Annotated in this window: 25 protein-coding genes and 1 pseudogene; 8 read left to right on the forward strand and 18 right to left on the reverse strand. The window is 68.9% G+C overall.

All coding sequences use genetic code 11. The features are described 5' to 3' along the window. Nucleotides 1-59 precede the first annotated feature (59 nt). A complete protein-coding gene (locus AB0F82_RS29855) occupies nt 60-473 on the reverse strand; it encodes a hypothetical protein (protein ID WP_362632856.1) in 414 nt (137 codons plus the stop codon). A gap of 235 nt (nt 474-708) precedes the next feature. Here AB0F82_RS29855 and AB0F82_RS29860 point away from each other — a divergent pair, with 235 nt between their 5' ends. Then, on the forward strand, nt 709-936 hold the full coding sequence (locus AB0F82_RS29860) for a hypothetical protein (protein ID WP_362632858.1): 228 nt from the start codon (nt 709-711) through the stop codon (nt 934-936). A 126-nt stretch (nt 937-1,062) separates the two neighbouring features. Here AB0F82_RS29860 and AB0F82_RS29865 read toward each other — a convergent pair whose 3' ends face one another. The 3 genes from AB0F82_RS29865 to AB0F82_RS29875 form a co-directional block, all read right to left on the reverse strand. After that, nucleotides 1,063-1,998, reverse strand: coding sequence for a hypothetical protein (locus AB0F82_RS29865; RefSeq protein ID WP_362632861.1), 936 nt, complete (start codon nt 1,996-1,998; stop codon nt 1,063-1,065). Nucleotides 1,999-2,567: 569 nt separating this feature from the next. Then, entirely contained in the window at nt 2,568-3,362 is a 795-nt protein-coding gene (locus tag AB0F82_RS29870) for a hypothetical protein (RefSeq protein WP_362632863.1), read from the reverse strand. 90 nt (nt 3,363-3,452) lie between these two features. Beyond that, a complete protein-coding gene (locus AB0F82_RS29875) occupies nt 3,453-4,592 on the reverse strand; it encodes a zinc-ribbon domain-containing protein (RefSeq protein WP_362632866.1) in 1,140 nt (379 codons plus the stop codon). A gap of 244 nt (nt 4,593-4,836) precedes the next feature. Between AB0F82_RS29875 and AB0F82_RS29880 the strand changes: the two genes are divergently transcribed. Beyond that, nucleotides 4,837-5,280, forward strand: a complete 444-nt coding sequence (locus AB0F82_RS29880; protein ID WP_362632869.1) for a hypothetical protein — start codon at nt 4,837-4,839, stop codon at nt 5,278-5,280. Between the two features lie 169 nt (nt 5,281-5,449). On the opposite strand, the gene AB0F82_RS29885 is transcribed toward AB0F82_RS29880, so the two are convergent. Further along, nucleotides 5,450-6,745, reverse strand: coding sequence for an AAA family ATPase (locus AB0F82_RS29885; protein ID WP_362632872.1), 1,296 nt, complete (start codon nt 6,743-6,745; stop codon nt 5,450-5,452). Between the two features lie 268 nt (nt 6,746-7,013). Between AB0F82_RS29885 and AB0F82_RS29890 the strand changes: the two genes are divergently transcribed. After that, entirely contained in the window at nt 7,014-7,232 is a 219-nt protein-coding gene (locus tag AB0F82_RS29890) for a hypothetical protein (RefSeq protein ID WP_362632875.1), read from the forward strand. A gap of 819 nt (nt 7,233-8,051) precedes the next feature. On the opposite strand, the gene AB0F82_RS29895 is transcribed toward AB0F82_RS29890, so the two are convergent. The 4 genes from AB0F82_RS29895 to AB0F82_RS29910 all read right to left on the reverse strand — a co-directional run bounded on the left by AB0F82_RS29895 (nt 8,052) and on the right by AB0F82_RS29910 (nt 11,396). Continuing rightward, a complete protein-coding gene (locus AB0F82_RS29895; protein ID WP_362632879.1) occupies nt 8,052-8,693 on the reverse strand; it encodes a hypothetical protein in 642 nt (213 codons plus the stop codon). 100 nt (nt 8,694-8,793) lie between these two features. After that, on the reverse strand, nt 8,794-9,513 hold the full coding sequence (locus AB0F82_RS29900) for a DNA polymerase III subunit beta (protein ID WP_362632882.1): 720 nt from the start codon (nt 9,511-9,513) through the stop codon (nt 8,794-8,796). A gap of 196 nt (nt 9,514-9,709) precedes the next feature. Continuing rightward, nucleotides 9,710-10,609, reverse strand: coding sequence for a DUF4238 domain-containing protein (locus AB0F82_RS29905; protein ID WP_362632884.1), 900 nt, complete (start codon nt 10,607-10,609; stop codon nt 9,710-9,712). A gap of 196 nt (nt 10,610-10,805) precedes the next feature. Continuing rightward, a complete protein-coding gene (locus AB0F82_RS29910; RefSeq protein WP_362632887.1) occupies nt 10,806-11,396 on the reverse strand; it encodes a hypothetical protein in 591 nt (196 codons plus the stop codon). Between the two features lie 418 nt (nt 11,397-11,814). Between AB0F82_RS29910 and AB0F82_RS29915 the strand changes: the two genes are divergently transcribed. Together AB0F82_RS29915 and AB0F82_RS29920 are read left to right on the forward strand one after the other, a co-directional pair. Then, nucleotides 11,815-12,585: a hypothetical protein gene (locus tag AB0F82_RS29915; protein WP_362632889.1), complete on the forward strand. Its 771-nt coding sequence runs from the start codon at nt 11,815-11,817 to the stop codon at nt 12,583-12,585. Then, entirely contained in the window at nt 12,570-16,085 is a 3,516-nt protein-coding gene (locus tag AB0F82_RS29920; protein ID WP_362632892.1) for a DEAD/DEAH box helicase, read from the forward strand. The genes AB0F82_RS29915 and AB0F82_RS29920 overlap by 16 nt, the downstream gene beginning before the upstream one ends. A gap of 45 nt (nt 16,086-16,130) precedes the next feature. Here the strand turns inward: AB0F82_RS29920 and AB0F82_RS29925 are convergent, their stop codons facing one another. Continuing rightward, the gene (locus tag AB0F82_RS29925; protein ID WP_362632895.1) at nt 16,131-16,607 is read right to left on the reverse strand and encodes a hypothetical protein; all 477 of its coding nucleotides are present in this window, start codon (nt 16,605-16,607) and stop codon (nt 16,131-16,133) included. A 161-nt stretch (nt 16,608-16,768) separates the two neighbouring features. On the opposite strand from AB0F82_RS29925, the gene AB0F82_RS29930 reads away from it, so the two are divergent. Continuing rightward, complete coding sequence (locus AB0F82_RS29930) at nt 16,769-17,569, forward strand: hypothetical protein (RefSeq protein ID WP_362632897.1); 801 nt, start codon at nt 16,769-16,771, stop codon at nt 17,567-17,569. 156 nt (nt 17,570-17,725) lie between these two features. Here the strand turns inward: AB0F82_RS29930 and AB0F82_RS29935 are convergent, their stop codons facing one another. Beyond that, the gene (locus AB0F82_RS29935) at nt 17,726-17,917 is read right to left on the reverse strand and encodes a hypothetical protein (protein WP_362632900.1); all 192 of its coding nucleotides are present in this window, start codon (nt 17,915-17,917) and stop codon (nt 17,726-17,728) included. A 151-nt stretch (nt 17,918-18,068) separates the two neighbouring features. Between AB0F82_RS29935 and AB0F82_RS29940 the strand changes: the two genes are divergently transcribed. Continuing rightward, nucleotides 18,069-18,227 (forward strand): hypothetical protein, encoded by a 159-nt coding sequence (locus tag AB0F82_RS29940; RefSeq protein WP_362632903.1) that lies wholly within the window; start codon nt 18,069-18,071, stop codon nt 18,225-18,227. A gap of 207 nt (nt 18,228-18,434) precedes the next feature. Further along, nucleotides 18,435-18,866, forward strand: a complete 432-nt coding sequence (locus tag AB0F82_RS29945) for a peptidase inhibitor family I36 protein (protein WP_362632905.1) — start codon at nt 18,435-18,437, stop codon at nt 18,864-18,866. A 119-nt stretch (nt 18,867-18,985) separates the two neighbouring features. Here the strand turns inward: AB0F82_RS29945 and AB0F82_RS29950 are convergent, their stop codons facing one another. The 7 genes and pseudogenes from AB0F82_RS29950 to AB0F82_RS29980 form a co-directional block, all read right to left on the reverse strand. Continuing rightward, entirely contained in the window at nt 18,986-19,198 is a 213-nt protein-coding gene (locus AB0F82_RS29950) for a hypothetical protein (RefSeq protein ID WP_362632908.1), read from the reverse strand. 286 nt (nt 19,199-19,484) lie between these two features. After that, complete coding sequence (locus AB0F82_RS29955; protein ID WP_362632911.1) at nt 19,485-19,817, reverse strand: hypothetical protein; 333 nt, start codon at nt 19,815-19,817, stop codon at nt 19,485-19,487. Nucleotides 19,818-19,856: 39 nt separating this feature from the next. Next, a complete protein-coding gene (locus AB0F82_RS29960; protein ID WP_362632914.1) occupies nt 19,857-20,009 on the reverse strand; it encodes a hypothetical protein in 153 nt (50 codons plus the stop codon). Between the two features lie 151 nt (nt 20,010-20,160). Continuing rightward, the gene (locus AB0F82_RS29965) at nt 20,161-21,852 is read right to left on the reverse strand and encodes a serine/threonine-protein kinase (protein ID WP_362632917.1); all 1,692 of its coding nucleotides are present in this window, start codon (nt 21,850-21,852) and stop codon (nt 20,161-20,163) included. A 544-nt stretch (nt 21,853-22,396) separates the two neighbouring features. Continuing rightward, nucleotides 22,397-23,425: an ATP-dependent DNA ligase gene (locus AB0F82_RS29970; protein ID WP_362632920.1), complete on the reverse strand. Its 1,029-nt coding sequence runs from the start codon at nt 23,423-23,425 to the stop codon at nt 22,397-22,399. Between the two features lie 346 nt (nt 23,426-23,771). Continuing rightward, complete coding sequence (locus AB0F82_RS29975; protein ID WP_362632922.1) at nt 23,772-24,275, reverse strand: hypothetical protein; 504 nt, start codon at nt 24,273-24,275, stop codon at nt 23,772-23,774. 139 nt (nt 24,276-24,414) lie between these two features. Next, a pseudogene (locus AB0F82_RS29980) lies at nt 24,415-24,573 on the reverse strand (LexA family protein); the annotation flags it as partial. Nucleotides 24,574-24,587 lie beyond the last annotated feature (14 nt).

The following is a 24,587-nucleotide window of genomic DNA, read 5'->3' on the forward strand; positions in this document are numbered from 1 at the left end:
GGCGGCTCGGGACCAAGACGTGCCGGGGGCCTGACTCTTAATCGGATGTCATGCAGGCGTCACTGGGCCTCGTCGCTTCGTACATTTCCCCGGTACGTCACTGCGTCGGGGCCGATCCCCAGGGCGGTGAGAAGGGTGTTGATCGCGACTTCGTCGTCCTCAGTGTCCTTGATGACGGACACGATGGTGTCCTTCAAAGGGCTGGTGTTCAGCCGGTAGAGAGCGAAGTGGATCCCTCTGATCTGGACCATGGCCACATCGACGTCGGAAAGCTCTTCCCAGCCGTGCTCGATCGACAGCCTCAAACGGTGCGCCAAGGCCTCCAGCGGAGGCGCGAGGCAGGCAACTTCGCGGAATAGGCCTGCGATGTACCACCACATACTCGTCTGCCACGCAGGGTTCGGGTTTGGGCACACTGAGACGGGCGCCTCTAGCCAGTCGGCTTCCGGGCCGGGCACATCGAAGTTCAACATCTTCCACCCCCGTTTTGACCGCAGCCTACTTGGATCGTCCAGCCGAACCCATCGAGGCCCTGCCACAGCCACAGGCTGAGGAATAGCGCACAGTCGAAGTACTGACTCTCCACCAGTACGGGGGCGGCGTCGAGCCGGCCGTGCCGGACGGAAGTCGGTGAACTGCACCACCCACGTGCCGCCGTCCTGCGATCATCGAGCCGTCCCGACCAAGCGACACCAACTGAGGCAGACCATGACGTGGGTCTACGCGGAACTCGCAAAGGAAGCTGGCAAGCGGGGCGGCCCCGTCGCGCTGCGGTACTTCTACCGCGGGCAGGGCGTCATCATTGGCGCCGCCCTCACCGGCGCCAGCGTGGCCGGGACCGTGCTCTACGACAAGTGGCACGCCCGCCGCGCCGCCACCAAGCCAGCGCCCCACACCACAGATACACCGACCCCCGGCGAGAGCACCAACGCATAAGCGATCACGCCCCCCCCCCCGACGCAGCCATCACATGTCCCTACGCCCTGCCCCCGGCAGGAACAGTGCCGGGGTCAGTCAGCCGGCGCCGCGCGGAATAGCCGCGGCCTGGCACCCTAAGCGGGGCTACGCCTCGTAGACGTGGCGCAGGACGACGGTGCGGCGTACGCCCGCCTCCAGCATGGCCTGGGAGCGGTGTTGCCCGTTGATGTAGCCCCCTTCGCTGTCGGGCTGGATCGCGTCCCACGTGCTGAACAGGGTGGCCAGGGCCTCGGTCTCCCAGTCGGTAGCGCCGACCGATGCTGCGTACGCCACGGCGAACTCCTCCACGTCCTCGGCTCCCACGGACTGCGCGCGGGCATCGCGGAGCACCTGCAGCGCCATCGCGTTAACCCGGTGCCAGTCTCCGCCGTGGTACCAGCAGCACGTACGGGTGACATCCTGCGGCATTACCTGCCGCACCCAGCGCCGCCACCAGGGCACCCCGGCCGGCATGCAGTGGGGCTCGCGGAACGGTCGGGGGCGAGCAAGGCGGGTCACCGCGAACTCCTCGAACAGCATCTGCGGGTCGGGCTCGGCGAGGCGCGGCACGTAGCCAGTGCCTCGGCCGGTCTCAACCGCGCACCCAACCAGCGCGTCGAGCTGCTCCTGAGTGATTGCAGACCAACGTGGGCGGCGCAACCGGTAGCGGCTGGCCTCGGCAAACACCACCCGTCGGAAGCGGGTCTCCTGGACCGACCCCTCCCGCCACAGCTGGCGCTCCACCCACACCGGCGGGAGGTCCTCCTCGGGGCAGTGCCGCTCCCACACTGCGGCCGCGAATCTCTCCGCGCCGTTCAGCAGGCTCATTCCCTCACCGGCGTGCTGGGTGACTACGGCAACGGAGCGCGCCCCGGGGGCAGTGAACAACTGCAGTCGGAACGTCCCCGGCAGCCCGGGCACGGTGAACATGTGCTCGTCCACGGTGCGCTGGCGCGCAGCCGCCAACGTACTGAAATCGTCGTGCCGGTGGTCGCGCGGCGCCGGCTCGGGGGCCGGACCGTCGGGGAGGTCATCGGTCATGCCCCAATCATTCCCGACCTGTCACCCGGGCCCAGCCGGTTGTCCGGACGAGCTCCACCTTGTCCGCTTCGACCAGGGCCAGGCGCAGCCGTCCCGCCTTCGCGGGCCGGGTGCGGGCAGGACGACGGCGGCGTCCAGCAGGGTTCGGCCGCTCTGGCGGACGTCGGCGTCGTAACAAGGGTCGCCGGCGGCCGGGGGCGTTGGTTGTTCGGTTGGTGGGGAGCATCACGCGGTGCAGGTTCGTCGTATCTGGGGTGACTGCAACCGGCGGGGCCGATCCTGTTGTGTCCACGGGTACTCAGGAGAGAGGACACCGGCCGTGACCGCGCCGACAGCACCGGCACCACCACTCGCCCCGACAAGCACACCGCCCGCGCTCCGGCCGAACTACCGTGACCGGGTGCGTGCCCGGTATACGGCCGCCGTGGAGGAAAGGATCGACAAGGCCCGGGCGGCCGCCGTGGAGCTCGGTCAGACGGATGCCGTGCCGTGGGAGGACATACAGGCCGTCTACGCCCGACCAGAGCGTACTCAGTGGCAGTCGTACTGGAAGGCCGCGAAGGAGTGCATCACGTTCCCCCTGAGCGCGCCGACCAGCGCGGGCCGTCCGGGGCATCGACCTGGGGCGGAGGCAGGTGGCGCCGCCCCCGTTCCGGATGAGGAAGATCATTAAGGGCGATACCCGCGATCTTCGCCAGGCCGGCCCGGTCCACGAGGCGGGCCGGCTCCAGCTCGGGGGCCCGCAGGTCAACGACGCACTGGTCGAGCGGCTGGGGGGCGGGCAGTCGGTGGCGCTGTTGGGCCCACAGGGCAAGGTGGTCGCGCCAGTTGGGCAGCGGCGTCTTCGGAGCCGTGAAGTCGGCGATCTTTGAGACGTGGGCGTTGTCCGGTGTGGCGGGCTGCGCCAGGAGGTCCGCGGCGGTGACGGTGGTGGCGGCTCGGACCGGGCGGGGGTCGTAGTGCTCGAAGGCGCGGTCGAGGACCTGGCCGGGCCTGTGCCAGGTGGTGCCGTCCCACCAGTAGCCGCCGTGGCGGTAGAGGAATCCGCTGTGCCCGTACATCCAGTCGTGGTGGAGGTCGCTCATGTCGCGGTCGTGGATCAGCAGGACGGTGCGGCCGTGTTCGGGGTGGTGGTGGACGGCCCAGGCGTACGCACGGTTCTTCGGTTCGGTGGTGAACGCCACCCAGCCGCCGTCTCGTAAGGAGTCGGTGCGGCCCCAGAGGCCGTCGCCCTGGTTGCGTCCGGTGCGCTCGATCGCGTCCGGGTTGTCCAGTGGTAGCCGCTCGTCGTTGATGAACGGCAGGCCCGGCACAGGATGATCGGTACGCAGGCCATTGGCGACCGGATGTATCACATGCACCACGGCTCCTCCCTTGCAGCATTCGGACCCTTGCGGCAGGCGCCGAGGGGCTTCCCCATCCCTGCGGCATGGCAGGCTCCGTCAAACCCGATCTCAGGGGGCGAGCGAATGCGGTGACGACCGTCTGGAGTCCCGCGGTAGTGCTCGGTCCCCCATCATGACCCTGAGCAGGGCTTCCGCGGCGCCGAGTTCACGCATCACCAACCCGGCAGTATGGGCAATGGAGAGGTGAGCACCATCCCCGAGTGGTCTGGCGTATCCGTCGCCGAGCACGTCGGCTCGGTGAACCGCGAGGAGAGCTTGGCGGCTCCATGCCGCCAGGAGCCTGCGCTCGGACGCGCCGACGACTTGGTCGGCGGTGGGAGCCGGCCCGTGGGAGAGCAGGCGGCTGGCCGGGAACAGATCCAGCTGTTCCTCCGTCTGCTGTGGAGCGGCGGGCCCTCCGGCTTGGGTCAGCTCGGCTATCCGGCGGCGTACCTGTGCCGCCACTTCTGCGGCCGGCAGGTCTGCGGGGCACTCGATGTCGTTGGGCGTCACGACCTCAAGCGGGTGCTCGCGTATTCGGATGACCAGGTGGCCGGAGGCTGACAGGTCTGCCGTCTTGGCGGCGTCCTGCTGGAAGCGGTCCTTGTGCCAGTAGGCGCCGTCGTACTCGACGACCACGGGCGGCGCTCCTGGAAGGTACATGTCCACTCGCCAGGCACGCTGCTGGCGACTCCCCTCGCCTGCGGTGGTACGTGGAACAACACCCGGGCTTGTCAGATCCGGAAGGGTGTCCTTCAACGCTGTGAAGATGTCCTGCTCCCGACGTGAAACACCGCGCTTCGCGCATCTCGGGCAGCCGGTTCCGACGGCGTGCCGGTTGCTGATGGACGTTCTCCACCGATGCCGTTCATCCCGCGGGCAGCGCCACCACACGCTGAGCGTGGAGGTCAGAGTCCCCCTGTACGGAAGGTCTGCCGGGTTGTCCTGGTGGTCAGAGTCGTACTCGTCCATCAGGTCAGGCCGCAGGTACGCGAGGGATCGACTCCCCGTCCCACCCAGCCGCCAACCCGCCTCACGCAGCGTGGCCTGCCATTCCGCGCGCGCATTTCCGAGCCGGCGCTGCTGCCCTTGGCGCCACGCTGCGTAGTCCTCCACCGGTAGGTCGCTGCGGCCTTCCGCGAGGAACACTTCGCTCAATTCCTCTTCCTGGGCCCACAGCCACGTGCGCGCGACGGCATGTTCACGCACCCGCGCTTCCTCGTCCAGCTCGTCCGTCGGCCCAGGAAATGGCGCGCTGCGGTCAGGGAAAGCATCAGATCGATCAGTCACGATCCTGATCTATCAGTCGTCACCGACAGCGGGGGGCCGGCGAGCGTGGGCGTCGAAGCCCGAGGCTAAGAAGCCGTGCCGGCCCCCTCCGGCACGGTGAACGTTGGCGGGCTACCGGCGGGGCCTAGCCCATGGTGTGGCTGCTCTGCGATATGGCTGCAGCATGGACATGCGTGATGTTGTCGACCGCTCGGAGCTGTACGACGAGCTCGCACGGCGGTACGGAACCGTCCCAGAGGGCAGGCGGCGGCCACGTCTTCCGGAGCACTGGCAGAAAGCCTGGACTTTGTTCGAAACGGCGTGCCGGTTCTACGGCTCCACCCAGCCGGAAGAGCTGGCCGCGGGCCTAAAGCGCGCACACGAGGAGTACACCGGACCTGGGGCGCGGCACAGCGTCGGGTTCCTGAACTTCATGTTCCGCCACCTTGCCCCAGCGGAAGCCTGGGGTGGGGACATTCCCCCCGGTGTGGAGTGGGCGGCTCGCTCGATGGAAGCGGTCCGAGCCGGGCTCGGCAACCAGGAGTTCGCGCGATGGATCAGTGCGATCGACGAGGCCTTCGCAGTCATCGCATCGGAGACCGAGCTACCGGGCGCTCTCGTGAGGTGACGCGGCCGAACTGAATGTCGTGCGGGCACGGTCAGGAACGTACCGCGATCATCCTGGCCGTGGGGAAACGCCTCCAGCCCGGTGACGCCCAGGGCAGGCAGACGGGCCCGCGCGGGCGGGATTGTCGACCTGGTCCGGGGGCGTCGTGGAGTACGGAACGGACCGCCTCCTACAGGGGTCTGTTCGGGCGAAAGCGAATGTGCCGGGCCCGCGACAGCGACGCGAGGGTCATGCTGTGGGTGGCGATCACGAACTGGCATCCCTGCGCGACCCTCTCGTACATCCACTGCACTTGCAGCCTGGTGGCCTCCGGGTGCAAGCCGGCCTCCGGCTCATCGAGCAGAAACAAGCGGTTTGGCCCGTCCATGCCCTCAAGGAGGGCATCCGGACCTTCTGGCGAGTTGCCCAGGTGCGAGACGAACAGCCGGCTCTCAGGCTCCCGAGATGTGGACCACTGCGCCTCCATCCCCGAGGCCAGCTCACGGCTGATCGAACTGAGATTGAACGGCAGGCCGCCGTTGCTGAAGCGGCAGCCTGTGAGCAGGGCCAGCGCTTCCAGGAGCATCGACTTCCCCGTCCCATTCGGGCCCGCCAGGACGGTGATCCCTGAGTTCAACGACACTCCTTTCTCCAAGCTCCGGATGATCGGCAAGGAGGACAACCCGGTGTGCTGCCCGGCGACGAGCCGCACCGACTGAAGGAACCCTTCTGGTGTGCCACGGCGGTGAGCGAACTCGTCGGAAAAGCGGTCAAGCGCTTCTCCGGCGGTCTCTACCTCTTGCCCAGCCGCGCCCAGCGCGCGATCGATGTCGGCAAGCTCCCACTCGTGCAGGTCGAGAGCCGATGGAGAGCCTGCCCCCGCGAGGGTCGGCTGCCGCTCACCGGGGCGGCCTCCTGGCAGTAGGGAACGGCTGAGGTCGGCTACGTACTGCGCCCACTCCAGCAACATGCACTGGGCACGCTCCCGCTCCATCTCCGCAACGGCCTGTTGCAACGTGCTCTCTTGGAGTCGGTGCTCCCACGCCAGCACCGACGAGCCGCCATCTGCCAGTCGTCCCCGGGCCTGAGCGAGCCGAAGATCATCCACACGTTGCCGACTTCGCTCACAGATCACCATCAGGGCCCGGGCCACATGCTGCATACGGTCCCGCTCCGCGAGGAGCTTAGCCTCGCGCTGCTCCGCCTTGCGCAGCTGCTCGGCGAGATCGAGTGCCCGGTGCGCCAGAACGCTGTCCCCGAGCTCTCGGCGAGAGACTGCCCTCTCGTGCGCCTCGTTCCAGGGAGCGCGCACTTCGGCAAGGCGGCGCTCCTGCACTGCGGCGTCGTCCGTGGTGACATCCACCACGGCCTCGATAAATTCCCACGTGAGGCCTCTACCCGCGAGGTGCTCATAGGTTGCGGTGCGTCGCGGCGGCTCGGCGTCACTGAAGTGCTCCGAGGTAAACCGGTCAATCAAGGTGGGCACGGAACAGCTGGCCTTGTCGAGCCAAGACCGCAACAGTCTGGCCACTTCGTTGTGCGCGGCACTCGGTCCTGATAGCGCCCCCCATCTTGTACCCGCCCCGGTCACTGCTTGCCTTCCTCCCCGCCCGCATCAACATCGAGGGCCATGTTGCCGTGCCAGAGCCCCATCCGGGCTCATCCGCCGGACGCCCCCGGACTGCTGGCCGACCCGCTGCCACCGGAGGAAGCTGAGCTCCTCCATCAGCCAAACTGCACAAGGAAGACCCCATATGACATCGCTCGACCATGAACCATCACGGGCACCTTCGAACGGCGCGGAGAAGGCCCTGCGGTGGGTGACCGCGCTGACTCTGCTGACTACGGCCATGGCCGTAGCCGCACTCGCCCTCACCAACAACGTCGACTATCTCGGCACGGTCCTCGGTATCGGCGTCGCGGCGGCCGCCGGCGAAGGAACCGTGCACATCTGCATCCACCTTCGCCGCTGACCCTGCTCTCGCTCGTCGATGACGACGGACACCGCCCCCTCCGGGGGCGCTTCGACGGTGGCGAAGACGGTTCCGTAGTCGGCCGTGATCAGGAATCGCATGAGGGCTTTTCAAAGGGCAGGGCCCCGGGCAGCCTTGGTGCCCGGGGCTGCGCCCATCGGACCGCGCAGCGCCGCACGGACGCCTTCCGCGTCAACCGCATCGACCGCGGACCGCGACCACTGCCCCGGCCCCGCGTCCGCCGACGGGACCAGTCCGGACCCTGCCGCCCACCGCCAGGCGGCCAACGGAACTCCGAGCCTCCCGGCCGCCGCCTGCTCGTCATAGAACTCCCGCTGCTTGCCCATCACGAACTCCTCTCCGGGCCCCGTCTGGAGCCACGCCCGAAAGATTGCGAAAGATCCCATTTCTTGTCAATGGCCCATACTCGTCCGCCAGTTGGGGGCGCACCGCAAGAGCCCCGCCCGCGTACGCGAGGGGGAAATTCACTCCTGCGGGTGAACCGGAGCGGTCGGGCAGGCCGGTGAACGATGGCTCGGTGCGGCACGTGCCGGGTCGGCGCCGCCTCGGCGACGCGCTCCCCCCGAGGCTGGTCGGCCCGTACGGCGGACTGCATCGACGGAAGCGCGCCAGCTGTCGCGGGCCGGGGTGAGTCCCTGCCGACCGAGGGCCGGTGGTGCGGGCTGGAGGCGAGTCCCGGCCCGGGGCGGGGTGCGCGCCGAGGCGCCTGCGCCCCAGGGCGGGCGCCGTGCCGTGGCCGGGCACGAGACAAGTCCTTCCACGGGCAAGGGCACGGGCCCCGCGTCGGGTGGGGCGCGGTCAGGGCTGGGGCGTCGTCCCGTCGGTCTCGGGCCAGGTGTTCCAGGGCCAGAGTCCGCCGATCGCGTAGCGGCCCTGGGCGTCCGGGGTGACGCGCTCGGTGCTGGGCTCGTCTCGGTAGGTCGCGTCCCACGTGAACGTGAGCGCGCCGTCGTACTCGAATGCTGCGGTGAGGCCGCAGTTGTCCTGGTGCAGGTCTTCGACGATGCGTTGCGCAGTCTCGCCGGCGAACAGGTACGTGTTGTAGGGAGATCGCGTCGCCGTTGTGGGTTGCCCGGCGTACGGCCCGTAGTCCGTTCCGTCGACCGTCAAGAGCTCAAGGGGCACGGCCGGGGCGGGTGTCTGGGGTGCTGGGCTCGATGCGGCGTCGCCTGGGCCGTCTGCGGCACGGCGGCCGACTGGACCGGGCATGACCGTCACGCTGTGGGCCGGGACCGCGTACCGGGCGCGCCCGGTACCGCCGGCCTCTCGCGGGCGGGAGGATCGAAGTACGTCGACGGTGATCCGGCCGGTGAGGCTGAAGCGCTTGACGACGCCTTCCGCCATTTCCGTCGAGTGGGCGCTGCGGCCCCACTTCCGGGGGAAGAGGACGTGCGCGCCGTGCGTGATCGGGGTTCCTCTCCAGTCGAGCATCCAGGCCATGGGGTACCTCCTGTGGGTTGGGTCTTCGGGCCCGGCGGGGTGCCACTCCCCGCCGGGGCGGGGGCGGGGCGGTTGGCCCCGCCCCCGCGGGTCGCCGCTGTCAGGCGAGGCGGACGTGCATCACCAGGTGCTTGTAGTCCTGGTTGGCCATCTCGGGCCCCTCGGTGAAGAGTCCGGGCTTGCTGATCTGTCCGTCCTTCATCTCGCCCAGGTGCAGGGTGATGGTGTTGCTGGTGAAGGTTCCGATCGCGTCCAGCAGGAAGCCGGGGTTGAAGGCGGCGAGGCCTCCCCGCAGGCCCTCGCCGGTGCCGTGGGTGATGGTCGTCGGGATGGGCATGCCCTTGGTGCGGGCGGCGTCTTCGGTCGTGTCCAGGCGGGGGGCGAGCGTGAGGTTGCCGTCGTCGTCCCAGGCGAATTGCACGGGCACGTTCCTGAGGCCCTTGGCGTTCAGGATGGCCTGGCACTTCTTTACTGCCCGTTCGGTCGTGGCGCGGTCGAGCTGGACCGACGTCTCGCACGTCTTGGGGAACAGGGACTGGTACTTGGGGAGGCCGCCGTCCAGCGAGCGCATAGTGACGGTGACGGCGCCCAGCGACAGCGTGGCGCGCGGGGTGGGCCAGGTGGCCACGGGGTCGCCTTCGGCGTGGTCGTCTTCGAGGATGCCGATGCCCACCGGCCCGGTGTGGGACTTCAGCCGCTTGGCCAGGGCGGAGAGCGTGGCGGCCGGGATGAGCGCGGCCAGCGGCTTCTCCGGCGGCTGCACGGTAGCGGTGACGGGGACTTCCGCGACGGCGAAGCGGTAGCGGTCCGTCGCCGCCATGGTGAGCGCACCATGCAGCGCCTGGACCGGATCCGGTCCGTAGTTGCCGAACCCTGATTCACGCCCCCCGCCGTGCCGGCTGCGCGAGTCGCTTCGATGCACCATCTGCTCCCGGCCCGTGCGTGGCCCCTCGCTGCGCTGGCCGAGGAACCCGATCAGCCAGACCCGGCGGATGCCTCTCTGCTGGACGCAGTCGTCAGGGATTCCTGTCGGCCTCGCGGGCCGCAAGGTTCTGTCGGACCGTGCGCTCCAGTCTGCTGCCAGGACGGTAGTACACGTGCCGTGTGGCTGCGAGGATCTGCAGCTTGTTCATGACGTCTCGGCCCTCATCGAGGAGCACGCCCTGAGCGTGATCGCGGCCGAGGGTCAGCAGATGCTTGGGACCGAGCGGGATCACCATGGTGGTCGCGTTGCCGAGCGCCACTCCGTAGACCCGAGTTCCTTGGTCCATGCGCAGGGTCTGAGCTGGGGTGTCTCCTATGAGCAGTTCTCCGGATACAGGCGTGTGGATCTCCAGGCCAGCAGTGGCTATGCGCTCGCTGACCTTCTGAAACATCTCTTCCATGCGGATACGCAGCAGGGCGCCGCTCTCGAAGAGTTCGTCCGTCGGACGCAGCAGCTCGTCAGTGAGGTACTCCAGCCCTTGCGCACCTGTCAGGTGGAGGCCGTACTCCTGCAGTGCTGCGGCCCGGATGAGCTCCTGGCCTGAGGTGAGGAACCAGTGCCTGCTGTGGGCACGGAAGTCCGTGTAGATCCGCGCGAATGCGTCTCGGTAAAAGTACGAACGCACCCAGTGCAGCGCGACGAGGTCGCGGAGGACAGGATGGTGCTCGGGCTCGTCGAAGAGCCTGCCAGCGTCGAGTGAGGCAAACGCGCGGGGCAGGGCCTGTTCGGTGCGGGCCCAGATGGCTTCGAGGGTTCCGGAGGCAAAGGGCACGAAGTCTTGTGCCCAGCCGCATCCTGCCGGCCCTTTCAGCTTGTGCGGCTGGTGGGGATGGCGGAGGTCGAAGGGGTAGAGCTGGGGTCCTGCCCCGCGGGAACCGGGTGCGGTGAACCGCTTGAGGAGAACTCGGGACACGAGGTGCTGGCGATGCACGGGCCGCCCCGGCGTGTGTTCCAACTCCCGGACCCGGGACCAGAAGGGGTCCGAGGCCGTACCCCGTGCGTCAGCGCTTCTCGCCATACCACAAGAGTCCCAGAGGCGACCGACAGCGGAAACGGAATTTCGATCGGGCGAACTGGCCCAGTTGCGTTCTCGCTCGGAGCCGCTATGCCCGGCCGACCGGGTGCTGTCAGCTGTCCTGCGCGCTCAAAGGGAGCACCAAGGCCCTGGAGCGGGTGGTCCCGAGTCCGGTGGCCACGGTCTCGCCAGACACTTCATCGGCCGCCAGGGTGCCGGCTGCATCCCGCACTACGCGGACGGCGATCCGCTCCAAGACGCTGGCGGCGCGCAGCGCGGCCAGCGGTGCGTCCGCGGTCGTGGCGGTCAGTCGCTCGGTGATCTCGACGAGAAGAGCGGTGAGCGGCTCGGGCAGCGGTACTGCCTTGTCGCGGACGAGGGACAGGTGGGCGTTCCAGTCCGCGAGCGGCCCGGTCAGGTCGACGTCCGCCTCGTACAGCGGGCGGTCGCCGATCATCGCCCAGTCCAGCGGGTACTCCGCGACGCCGCGCCACCCACACGCACACGCCGCCCGGAGCGCCTCGACGCGCGGGCGGCCGGCCCGGCCGTCGTAGGCCGACCAGTGCGAGGTCGACGGCACGTCCGAGCCGCTCCCGACATCGAAGTACACCGGGCCCGGCTCACCACCGCCTACAAGAACACCCGCCACGCCCGCATGCGCGTCCCCGAAGTCCACCGTCCACCAGTCCCAATCCACTAGCACACCGCCCTCCCACACGTTCCCGCCCACCACCCTGCCCCGCCCCCGCCACCGCCCACACCCCAGCCGGCCCAACAGCGCATGCCGTTGGACCCGCGCCGCCACATCGCGGGCACGAGCAGCCCAAGCACGGGAAGGGGCCCCCGTCGAGGCGGCCCTCCTTGGGGCTGGTCTACGGGCGGGGGCCGACCATCTTCCAGAGCCAGCGCGGACCACTCGCTAGGGTGACCTTGCCGAGGACCGCTTCGGCCCCCTGCACCCAACCGGTACGCGGGTGATCTAGGACGAGCAGGGGGGTCGGGTGGCGGACGTTTCACCCGCGCAGGCGCTGGCCCGAGCGACGGCCGTTGGCGGGCAGATAGCCGACTTGGTACGACGGGAGCCCCGAGGAGACGACCAGACGTGCCGCTGGGAGCTCGTTGTGACCCTCAGCGGCAGCCCCGAGGACCAGGCAGCCGCCGCGTGGATCGTTGCCGACGAGATCATGCGGGAACGCACCGGCGGGCGCCCACGGAGTTACCAAAATTGGCGCGATGCCACCTTGAACGGGGTGAAGCTGACCGGGAAGGACCACCTCCTGGTGGAGTACTTCGTGAAGCCCGTCTTCGAAGCGGCAGCCGCGAAAAAGAAGGGCAACCACGGGCTGGCTGGGTACGTGGGCGAGTGGCTCTGGTACCTCCTGACCCGCGACCTCCCCCAGGATCCAGAGCGCCCGGTGGAGATCCTCGGACCGCCGAAGCCGGCCGTCAACGACGGAGGCGGCGACGGACTCGTCGTCTACCGGGAAGACGGAACGGCCCGGGGCTTCTCCTTCCGCCTGTGGGAGATGAAGAAGTACACCGGGGAAGCGAACCAGCCTGATGGAGCAATCCGAAATGGGTGGACGCAGCTCAACACCAAAGCGGGAACCTACCTGGGAATGCTCTCCTGGGGCGACAAACTGCTCGCTGACGACACCCGGGAGTTCGTGGGCAGTCTGGCCGAGCAGTGGGTCGATGAGGAGGAGTCGGCAGGCGCCGGCGTCAGCGTCGCACTGAACGCAACGGCGATCCCAAAGAAGGCCTTCCACCTCGCGCACGAGCACTTCACTACCCACAAGCACCCCGGCGCGCTGCAGGGCCTGGTGGTGGCGATCGACGATCTGGAGGGCTTCGCCCATCAGGTGAGGAAGTACGTGTGGACCGCACTCTAGATCCGGCTGTACTTGCGACTGCCCTCGGCGAATACCGCCCTGGCGGGGTCCTGCCCTCGCCGCAGGAACTGCTGGCGGCCATCACCCAACTGGAGATCGCCGCCTTCGGTAGAACCCAGGAGATTCCTGACGATGTGCTGGCGACGGCATGGCTCTTGCACGGACTGGCCGCGGTCGAGCCCGAGACTCCTGGGTTCGACCAGATGCGGACCCGGCAGGCCCTCGCGGTCAGCGCGCACGTGATGGACCTGGCCCTGGCCGACGAGCGACACTCGCCGACCGAGCGGCTGAGGATCGCCTTCGCCGCCCAGGCCGGATACCGCCAGTGCGAGCAAGAGCCCAACGCCACTGCCGTTTACCGCCGGGTCAAGAACCTGGTGAACTTCGCTTCCTCGCTCCCGGCGCACATCGACACCCTGGCTCTGGAGGCTGGTGTCGTGTTCCTGGCATTCGACCGGCCCGACCTAAACCGGGTCCTGTCCGCCTGGCGTCGGCAGTTCGCGGAGCTCCGTGAGCTGATGGACGGCGATCCTCTCGCGGGCACGATGTACGGACCTGCCGAAGCCGTCGTCGAAGCAGTCCACTTCCTGCGCCTGTTCCTCTCGTTCGGCGATCCGGACAGGCTGCAGGACGCACAAAACCTGCTGCGCAGCGTGCTCGACGGCCGGGCCGGCCGCAGTGACCAGCCCGCCCGGTGGGTCGCGGCCCACCTCCTCAGCCTGAGCGGAGAGATGGCCGCCAGCAGCTTGTACACGCTGCTCCCAGAGGGAACTCCGGATGCGGTCGCCCGGACCTTCGCGATGTCTGATCCGCCGGTGATAACACTGTGGCGCCCGCAGCGCCAAATGCTGAACCTGGAGCGAGGCAACCCGGTAGACCCCTCCACCGGCCGGAGTCTGATCAGCGTGCCCACCAGCGCGGGTAAGACGCTGATGGCCCAGCTGGTGATCTGTTCCCACCTGGCGCAGAAGCCCGGCCGCGTGGTCTATGTGTCACCGATGCGCAGCCTGGGCCGGGAGATGCGGGCCGCGCTGCGGGGCCGGCTGCGGTTGCTGGAACGCAAGCTGGTCGCCGAGCAGCCGGACTTCCCGCTCGCCGACGGCAGCGGCTCCCTCGTCGGGGACGTGGACATCGTGACCCCTGAACGGCTCATGCACATGATCCGCAACAACCCGGGCGCAGCCCTGGACGAGGTCAGCCTCATCGTCGTCGACGAGGCCCACCACCTCGCGCAGGGCCGGCGCGGGTTCATACTGGAGAGCCTGCTCGCCCTTCTACGGACCCGCGCCGACGTCAGGCTGGTGCTGCTGTCCGCCGCTGTGGGTAACCGGGGTGCCCTGGCGTCGTGGCTGGACCCGGAGCGGCCGGCGGAGGAGGTCTATTTCACCGACGACTGGCGCGGCCCGAGGCGCCTGCACGGCCTCATGTACCCGAAGCTACTCAAGGACCGGGCCGAGCGCACCCCGCGCAAGCCAAGCAAGAACCAGCCCTCCACCACCCGAGCCACGGTGCCGGTGTCCCCCCGGCTCGACATCCGGCCCACCGCCACCAGCGGCACCTTCGGCCTGACCATGCGTGACGTCGGCACCAGGGTGTACGCCTCCCCCAACTCCTGGCAGTGGAAAGCTGCCACCAAGCTCCAGGGCGGTATTGCGGACTACGTGGTGTTCGCCGCCGGCGCCGCCGCCCTGACCCGGGCTGGCAGCGTCCTGATGGTCGTCGCCAGCAAAGTCATCGCCAGGAACGCCGCACGCGCCATGGCCGAGCACTTGGCCGTCCGTCCCGAGGCGGCGGCGCTCACCGAGTTCCTGGCCGAGACCCTCGGCGAGCAGCACCCCCTGGTGGACTGCACCCGCCACGGCGTCGCCTTCCACCACGCCGACCTTCCCGACGACGTCCTCCACGCCGTCGAACAAGGACTTCGTGACGGAGACCTGCTGGCCATCGCCAGCACCACCACCCTCACCGACGGCGTCAACCTCCCGGTGCGCACCGTCATCATCAATCACACGGTCGAGGGTGATCCCACACACGGCAACCAGCACGGCCTCGGTCCCGCGAAACTGCTCAACGCCATCGGCCGAGCCGGCCGGGCCGGGCGCGAGAGCGAGGGGTGGGTCATCCTCACCCGCCCCTACCCGCCCCAGGCCGCGGAGTTCGAGACGCTCACCCCCGACAGCGAGCAGCTCACCGTCACCTCTGAACTGCTCAGCCAAGAAGCCCTCACGTCACTGGCCCATGCCGAGCAGCAGCTGCAGAACTCGCTCGACGGCTTGTTCGGCGTGATGGGAACCGTCGCGGCCGACTTCACCGCGTTCGTGTGGCTCGTCCTGCAGACCCACGCCGATACCCTCCACGCGCCCGGCGACCGGCTGGACCCGGTGCGGTCGCTGCTTGCTATGGAACAGGCCAACGACCCTTCGGTCCCGACCCGCTGGATGGCGCTCGCAGAGAAGGTCACTGCGGTCTATGACGCCACCGACTCCGTCTCGACCCGCCGGTGGGCCAGCACCGGAACCAGCATCGGATCCGCCCGCTTCCTCGACCAGCTTGCTCAACGCCTCGCGGAACAACTCGTTGCCCACGCTGTCCCCGAGGACACCCCAGACGAGATCAGCGTCTTCTTCGGGCCGCCCGAGTGGCCGCTGGAGCAGACCTTGGACTTCCTTGCCGAGCAGGGCGCCTTCAAGAACCTTCTGCTAACGCCCGAGGCCCGCGGGAGCTGGAAGCTCACCAACGAACAGAGCAAGAGCCTCACATTCGACGTACCGATCGACAACGCGGTCCGGGACTGGATCTCCGGCACTTCTATCCCGGAGCTGGCCCGCACCTGGAGGCCCGACGGCATCCCGCCCCATCCCCAGATGCTGGAGCTGACTGTCCAGAGCATCAAGCAGGCCTTCGAGCATGCGATCAGCTGGACAGCCGGAGCCCTAGTCAACCTCGTAAACACCCACCCCCTGCTGACCCCCACCACGCCCCGCCTTTTTGCACAAACGGCCTGGCACATCCGTCACGGTGTTGACACCGAGCAGGCCATCACGCTGTTGACCTCAGGCATCACCTCGCGCCGCCTGGCTCATCAGATCGGTCGTGCTGCGGCGGAGGCGGGCATCGGCTCCGGTGAGCTCCGCACCTGGGTCGCCGATCAGCAGATCGACGGCTGGACCACGGCGCACAAGGCCAACACGTACGAGGTCGAGGACCTCCTCGACTACGTAAGCAAGCCGGCCAACCCGCTTAACGAACTGCTGCGAGGCCGCCCCGTGACGATCCCTCTTGCACGGGTAGGCCCTGGCACTGGGGACGGGCCGGTCACCCTGACCCGTCCAGGCAAGAAGCCGGCGACCATCAGGGTCAACCGCGATGGCAACCAGATTGCCGCCATCCCCGCCGCCCGACATCACGCCGTCCTCACCATGATCGACAGCGGTCTCGACCTCACCCACCGCCTTGAGGCCGGGCAGCTGGTTACCGCCTTGGCCATGGTCAGCCTGTAGAACACCGAGGTCAGTCCTCCTCGTGCGCACCTTGGGTGGATCCTGTCAGGCCGCCTGTGGGGTGGCGCTGCCGAAGACCTGGTGGAAGGGGTGAGCTCGATCGGTACGGACGAGGTGGTAGGCGCCGCTGTGGTGGCGGAGGGCGTGTTGGGCGTAGTGGAGGACTTCGGCCGGGGTGAGGACCTTCATGTCCCCGAAGACGTAGTAGAGGGGGGTCGGTGCGTGGACGGCGGTTAAGAGGAGACCGGCGTTGAGGGTTGCGGTGCTGATCGCGTAGCGGTCGGAGTGGGTGCTGGGCATGCGGTCTTTGGCGTCGATGGTGATGAGTTCGCTTCCACGGGCCGCAATGAGGTCGGGGAACTGGCGCAGGGCTGATCGGGTGTGGCGCAGGGCCTCTTGGATGGTGGGCGCGTAGGTTCCTTGGCCGCAGAGCTGGACGGTCCATCCGAGTTGGCGCAGCGCGGTCGCAACGCGCTGCTCATGGGCATCTCCGACCGGCTTGCGTTCCTGCCAGCTCGTCACTACGACTCCTCGTCACGGCAGCTCCGGGACAGTGATACGAGACTTTCGGTTTTCGTATGCCTCGCAGGACTATGATGCCCAACGTGACGGCATACGTTGACCCACGATTTCGTCCTACTCTCTGGCCGGGTACGCCTGTTCCGCCTCCTCAGCTGCCACCGTTGCTCGGCGCGCGGGCAGACGGCGAGTGGATCGTCTGGGACATCGGCGGCCCTGCGCAATTCGATGCAGAGCGGTCCTGCCTGCCCGCCGACTTCTATATGCGCGAGCTCATGGAGGTCGACCCCGGTGACCTGGTCACCGTGGCCGGCTGGATGAGCCTCTACGGTCACCTCGGAGGCAGCATCCATGCAGGCGGGTGGGCCCAGGAGGAGTACGAGCGACTGCAGGAGCTGGAAGATCGTGAGCATCCCCGGTACCGGGCATGGGCCATGCACGGCGAACTGGTCGCGTTCCACGTCCGCGAAGCCCAGCAGGCCGTTGCGACGTGGCTCGCCTGCGGCCGCGAAGGAGGACTCGACGAACTCGTCGAAACAGAAGTCACCGAGCAACGCCTCGCCCAGGAGCGGGCCTACAACGCGCACCGAGAGGACGTGTACCCCCGCGACCTCGACCACCTACGTCAGCTCATCCTGTGGCTGCGGCTGAGCCAACTGCAAACAACGCTGGACAGCGCCCTCAAACCGTTCAGCGTCGGCCTCAGCCGCCTCGAAGACCGCCACGTACCGATCCTGTCCGTGGCATTCCTGCAGCTGTACAACCACATGGCCGAACAAGCCACAATCCGTACCTGCGCGAACGAGACGTGCCGAGGCTCCTTCGTCCGCCAGCGCGGCCGCGCCGAGTACGGGCAGAACCGCACCACCGGCATCAAGTACTGCACCCGCGAATGCGCCCGCGCCCAAGCCCAACGCGAACACCGCCGGCGCAAGCGGCAGGACAGCACCGACGGTCTCAGCTGACAGCAGTCAGGCGCACGTGGCGGCCGCAGCGCCTCTGGCGCGGAGGAGGCACCGTGACGGGGACAAAGAAGCTTCAAAGACCGCAGACCGGAGATCCACTCCGGCGAGACCGAAACAGGCGGGCGCTGTGGTGCGTGCCTTACCCGTCCTGCGCGGTCAGGAGCAGGACCAGGGCCTGGGAGAGGGTGGTGCCGACGCGGTGGCCACCGCTTCGGCGGACATACCGTCGTCGCATAGCGCGCCGGCGATCTCCCGGCTCACTCGGGCGGCGATCCGCTCCAGCACACCGGCGGGCCGCAGCGCGGCCAGCGGGGCGTCTCTAGCCGTGGTGGTCAGCTGCCCGGCCATCTCGACCAGGAGTGCAGCCAGCTGGTCAGCACGGAGGGCACTCCTCTGCGCACGCCCGTGCTCGAAGGGCACTCTAGGGTGGGCCAGCCCGCAGGGGCGCGGCCCGGCGAGCACCGCTCCCTGTGGCACCACGGTCCACAGTACGTTCGGCGTGGCTTCCTTCCCCTGGACACCGCAGCCGGTCGTACACGAGGTCACCTCACCTGCTGACGCCCCGCCACCCGGCGACGCGCCCATGCGGGTCGCCGACGCGGCCTCCACCGCCCTGCACGAGCGCCACGTGCGCCGGAGCACCAGTCGGCGGCATTGAGGCACCCGCGGCGCACAGCGGTGAAGCGGTGCGCTCCCTGCGATCCAGCAAGGCCGGTGCCTCTACGCAGAGGTGCTGTCGCTTTGGGTAATAGCGCTGGCAGGGTGGGCGGGGCGGTGTACCCGGGGCTTCCGGCCGCAGATCGGGCTGGGTGACAGTGCGTCGCTGCTGCTCCACACGGGACAGATCCGATGAAGGAGTCAGTACATGCGTGTTCCCAGGGTTCTCGCGCTCGCCGGTACGATCGTAGCTGTGGCGGCGGCGTTGGCCGGTGTCGCCCCTGCCCAGGCCCGGTCCGCGCCAGCCGGGGCCGGTTCGGCCGTCACCGCCCCACGGGACCAGATCCAGTGCCCCCGCGGGTTCGTGTGCATCTATCCCGAGATCGGCTTCGAGGGCCAGCCCTACGTCAAACGCGCTACCGACGGCTCGGTCCGGCACCTGCCGGACTACATCCGCGGCAAGGGAAGCTCGGTCATCAACAACAGCAGCCGCACCGCGAGGGTCTACCAGAAGGACAACTACTTCGGCCGGCACGTGTGCGTCGGCGCCGACGGCGGCGCCATCGGAGACCTGCGTTCGTACCAGCTCAACGACACCACCCACTCCCTGAAGAACAACACCACACCCTGCGGCGCGTAAGGAGGCGTGGGAGACCAGACACGCCGCGCTCCGGTGCTGCCGGCAGCCCACGGGCGTCGGCGGCACCCTCCGAGGGCACCGCCATGCCCGAGCGGGAGCAGATCGGCCCGGCCTGGAAGTCAGCCCTCCCGGGAGTGCTTGCCGGGCTCGATGATCTCGTCGAGGACTGCTCGGATGCTGTTGTAGATCCGCGATGCCGTGGCATCCGCTATCCGTTGGTCGTCGGATCCACCGGTCGTGCCGGCGGTATGCAGCCGTTCGCCCTCCGCAGCAGCCCAGTCCCGCGCCGCACGGATTCGTCTCAGCAGCTCATCTGCATCGATCTCAGCCATGTGCCGGACCTTACCGAGCCTTCGCCGCCCCGAACAGGGCACGTCCAACGACTTCGGGCCCCAGGGAATTCGACCTCGGCCCCGCGGCCGGGCCGGTACAGCGCCGCGTCGCAGATCCCGCCCGCGATCATCACAGCAGACTTTCAAGGTCGCGTTTCCGCTGGCTGAATTCGGGTCGGACCGGCCGCGTCCTCCGCTCACCAGTAGGCGAGTTCCCTGCAAGTGGCAAGGGTGTGGGGGTGGTCCGGGCCGAGAACCTGGAGCCGGTCGGCGGACGGCTTCCCGGTCATGTCGCAGGAGATCCGCAGCCCGGCGGCCGTCGCGCCGCGACCCCGGCGGCCGACAGGACACCCGTGCCGGCGGCCGCCACCACGGCCGCGGGGACGATCAGCCGAACCGATGCACGGGCAACGCCCGGCCAGCAGGACCACTGTCCGGCGCCGGCCGCGATCGTGCGCAGCACCAAGTGCTGCTGCTTCCCAGGGGCGTCCGGGGCTCCGGCGGCGAGGTCGGCGGCCGTACGGTCGCGCACCACCTCCTCCCCCGCGCACCACCAGCTGGCCGACGAGGAGGGGTCACCGGGCTTGAGGTCTCGGCCGGCCAGAAAGCGCACCAGCATCGCGTCCCCGGCCCGCCGCGGCTCCGACGCGTCGGACCGTCAAGAGCGGGCCCGGTCCTTCTGCCGCTGCTGCGCCAGCGCGCCCGCCGCCGGAATGCCGATCATCACGGCCGCCGCTGCCGCCTTCGCCGGTTCCTCGACCGCCCACGCCCACAGATCCCCGTACAACCCGCCGCCCCGCCCTTCCAGCACAACGACAGACCAGTCCTCATTCAGAGCAACGAGGGCAGACCGCAGCAGAAACCCCCGTGCGTCGAGGCGTACGGGGTTTCCGTGTACCAGTCAGGCAGCCTTACGTCCGACGGCTCGTGGGCGCGAGCCGGATATCACCGCGGCGCCTGCCTCATGTCTGCACGGCATACAGCATGTTGGACCCGTCGGAGAGGTACACGACTCCGTCGGCGACCACCGACGAGGACGTCGGGCTGTTGCCCAAAGGGTGGACCCAGTGCTGTAGCCCGGTATCGGCCTGCAAGGCGCAGAGCTGAAAGCTGAAGGCGACGTAGACGATGCCGTTGGCTACCGCAGGCGAGAGGACCTCATTCGAACCGATTTCGGAGGACCAGCGTTCGCGTCCCGTGGCCGCATCAACCGCATACAGCTTGGGCATCACATCCCTATCTGTGATTTTCGCGACCCTTGCGCTGGCGAGGTAGACGATGCCATTGGCCACCGCTGGCGACGAGCGCACTATTCCGCCGGTGGTGAAGGCCCAATGGGGCTCCCCGGTTTCCGCGCTCACGGCATGAAGCCCGTGTTCGTCGCTGCCGACGTAGACGACTCCGCCGGCCACCGCAGGCGACGTGCGCACCGTTCCACCGGTGGTGAAGGACCAGCGCTTCTCGCCGCTCCTTGCGTCCAGCGCGTACAGCCCACCGTCGTCACTACCGAAGTACACGAGTCCCTCGACCACCGTCGGCGACGACCACGCCCTGCCGCCGGAGGTATAGGTCCAGCGCTGCTCCCCACTCGTTACATCCACCGCGTACAGGGCGCCGCTGCTGCAGTAGACCAGGCCGTCGGACGCGGCTGACCCCCGGTACCTCTCCCTAGGGGTGGCCCAAAAGCCCGTGGGGGTGCAGGCGTAGGACCACTTCCTCAAACCACGTAGGCGCCGGCCGGGCCTCCCGGGCACGGTGGCCCGTGTGTCCGGCACGGGCGAGGGGGGATCGTTCCGCTGAACGAGCTGGGCGATCTGGTCAGGCATCCAGCTTGGCTCTGTGAGCAGAAGTGTGGGGCGGAGGGACTGCCCCTTTCCGACCTTGCCGCGAGAGCCCGTCAGCCGATCGAGCAGTGTGGCCACGGTCGGACGCTGATCTGGCTCCTTGGCCAGGCAGGCGGCGACGACATCACGCAGGTCACCAGGGAGGGCATCAAGGCTGGGCTCTTCCTGGACGGTACGGATGCACAGCGCGGTCGAGCTGCCAGAACCGAACGCACTGACGCCAGTGGCCGTGTAGGCCAAGACTGCTCCCAGGGCAAAGACATCGCTGGCCGGGGTCACTGCCCTGTCGCGGAGCTGTTCCGGAGACATGTAGCCGGGGGTGCCGATCAGCACGCCGGCCCGGGTCAACGTACTGGCCTCCATGGCGACCGAGATACCGAAGTCGATGATCCTCGGTCCGTCCGCGGCGAGAAGCACGTTGGACGGCTTGAGGTCACGGTGGATGACCCCGGCCGCGTGGATGACCTCAAGTGCCTCAACCATGCCAGCGGCCAGGGCAAGCACCGAGTGAAGTGGCCATGGACCGTGAGCGGCGAGTGCCTCGCCGAGGGAGGGACCCGGCACATAGACGGTCGCCATCCAAGCTGGCGAGCCGTCCGGGTCGGCGTCGATCACACCGGCGGTGAAGGCCCCATTGACCCGTTGAGCCGCCATCACCTCTCGCTTGAAACGTCGCCGGAACTCGCCATCCCCAGCCAGCTCCGGACGCACTACTTTCACGGCAACCGGGCGCCTGCCGGGCGAGCGCCCGAGGTACACCCGGCCCATTCCTCCGGAACCCAGCCGCGCCACAATCTTGTAGCGCCCCACCTGCTGCGGGTCCTCCGGGCCCAATGGGTCCAACGCTCCCACCCCACACCCCCTTCAGGCTCCCCCTTGGGAGCCGCTGTCCGACCCCGCCACCACTTCCAGACAAGACGCAGTCCGTTGCCTGATATATCCCTGACGGTGTGCGCCGCAAGCGATGAAATTGTTGGCGGCAGCCGCATGGTGCCTCCCCCTCCGAGCTCTGTCTCACACCTGTCCTCGACCCGCCCCGCTGGGTGCCTACGGGCGGAAGATTTTGGACGTCCCGCCACCGCATCCCGAGGTGGGTAGCACCTAGCCCCTCCGGCTCCTCGTCCCCGTAATCCCGGGCCGTGACACAAGCCATCGGGGACGAGGGCGCGGCAAGGCCGCGGTCTCCCCGGCCGCTGTCGTGCAGGCGGCCGGGGAGAGGCACCTCCTCAGACCAGGCCGATCCATGCACAGGGTTCGGCCGGTGGGCAGCTCCAGCCACGATCGTCCAGGCCTTCCTCGGCGGCCCTACCCCTGACGGCTCCCCTCAGGCGCTACCACGCGGATCCCAGCCCGGTCAGCCGGTGGCCGCCGCCGGACCCTCGCCGAACCTGGGTACATCTTCGAGCCCAACGTCCAGGCGCAGCCGCTGGAAGCGGAGCGGGTGGCGGTAGATGCCGCCGTGGTCGATGGCGCGGTCGGCGCTGACCTCGGCGACCAGGGCGGGGTGGACGAGGGTGGTGTCGAGGACGTCCCGGCTCCCCCACGTCGCCGAGAAGCGCACCCCCTCCCACGGGTGCCCGGGTCCGGCCGCGGTGAGCTGCTCGGCGACCTGCCGGGCCGTGTCCGGGCGCAGCGGTACGGTCCGGCCGACCGCGCGGAGCCGGCCGTTCTGGTCGTGGCGGCCGAGAACAAGCAGCTGCGGGCGGGTCAGGGTGCCGGTGATCGCACCGACGATCGCCTCCGTGGTGTCCCGCCTTCTGATCTTGGTCCAGCCGCGGTACCCCGGCAGATAGCGGCTGTTCAAGGGCTTGATCAGGATCCCCTCCACGCCCGAGACGTCCGTCCAGGACTGAAGCCATTCCCGCGCCTTGGCCAGGTCCGTCGTCATCGGGCAGAGCGTCCACGGGGCCGTCAGGGCGTGCTCGGAGAACAGGTTCTCCAGCTGTGCGCGCCTCTCGACGTACGGGCGCGTCAAAAGCTCCTGGCCGTCGTGCTGCAAGAGGTCGAAGGCGACGAAGTAGGCCGGCCACCGGGCGACGAGGCCGGGGGCGCCGCGGGCGCGGGTGGCGGCCCGGCGCTGCAACGCCTCGAACGACAAGCGGCCGGCCTCGATGTCCCAGACGACCAGTTCGCCATCGAGGACCAGGCCGGGCGGCAACTGCGCCTCCGCGGCACCCACCAGGTCCGGCCAACGGTCCTGCACCAGCGCCCCGCGGCGGGTCTGCACCACCACGCTGCCGCCCGGGCCAGCCGCGGTGAACAGCAGCGCCCGGTGACCGTCCAGCTTCTGCTCGTACGCCGCTCCGGCCCGAATCGCGGCCGGGTCGGGCACAGTCTCTGCAGCCTGCGCCAGCATCGGCTCGACCGGCGGTCTGAGCGTCACAGCAACTCTCCCTCGCGGCTCACCCACCTTGGAGGCTGCCCCCTGGTAGCTGAACTTCAGCGCCGCCGCAGTCGGCCAGAGGTGTACGTGTAGCGGTGTGCCCCGACTTCAGTGGCCGCGCATCGTGACCCGTGCTGCCGACATCGTCACCGGCTACAACTAGGTCGGCGGCTGCACCCTCCGACAGGCCTACTACCGTCTCGTCGTCGAGCGGCTGATCCCACACACCGCGCCGACGTTCCAGCGCGTGTCCGCCCGCCTGGCTCAAGCCCGGCGGGAGGAGCCCATTCACGCGTCCGCGCGTCCGTCTGGTCTGCGGAGGCTCGGCGGATGGGTTTCGCCAGTCTCAGCCCCGCGAGCGGTACTGCCGGTGGGGACGGCGACGTCCCGGTGCGGAATCAGGAGCGGCCTCCGGCGAGGAGAAGCCGCCCGGCACCGCGGCGCGCTGCGTCGGCTGCTTCACAGGAGGAGCCGCGGGGGTGGGGAGAGCTGGCTTGCCCTTGGCCAGGATGGTGATGTGCGGGATGTGCCGGGCACAGACCTGGCAGACCTCTGCCAGGGTCCAGACCTGGCCGACGGCCGGGTTGTGGACGAGGACCAGGAGGCTGGTGCCGGCGCAGTGGACGGGGGTTTCGTGGAGGGTGCACTGCGCGCTGCCGCAGCTGCAGGCGGCGTTGGGGCGGGCGCCGGCGAGGCGTCCGTGGGCTTTGGCGTGCTCTGCGGCGAAGCGGCGCATGCTCGCGGCGTCCTTCGAGCGGGGCGGCATCTTGCACGCGGCGGTGCTACAGGTGACGGACACGGTGTGGTCGGGGTGGCCGGTGAGGCGGACCGTCCAGGTCCGTCCCGGCACGCGTGCTCCGGGCGTCAGGGTCAAGTCGGGTCCTGTCGTCGTGCTGGTAGTGGCTGGCGTTCCTGCTTGCTCGTGAAGGAGCCGGGTGCGTGCGCCGTGTCTCTGAGGACAGCCCGTCGGCGGCGCGGGGCGCTCTGGGTCAGAGCGCGCGCAGGACGGCGACCACCTTCCCGAGAATAGCGGCGTCGTCGCCGGGGATCGGGTCGTACCCGGCGTTGTGCGGCATGAGCCAGACCTGGCCGTTCTCGCGGCGCAAGCGTTTGACCGTGGCCTCGCCGTCCAGCATGGCCGCCACGATCTATGGGGTTCCGG

The sequence above is a fragment of the Streptomyces virginiae genome (assembly GCF_040638905.1).
Taxonomy (GTDB): Bacteria; Actinomycetota; Actinomycetes; order Streptomycetales; family Streptomycetaceae; genus Streptomyces; species Streptomyces virginiae_B.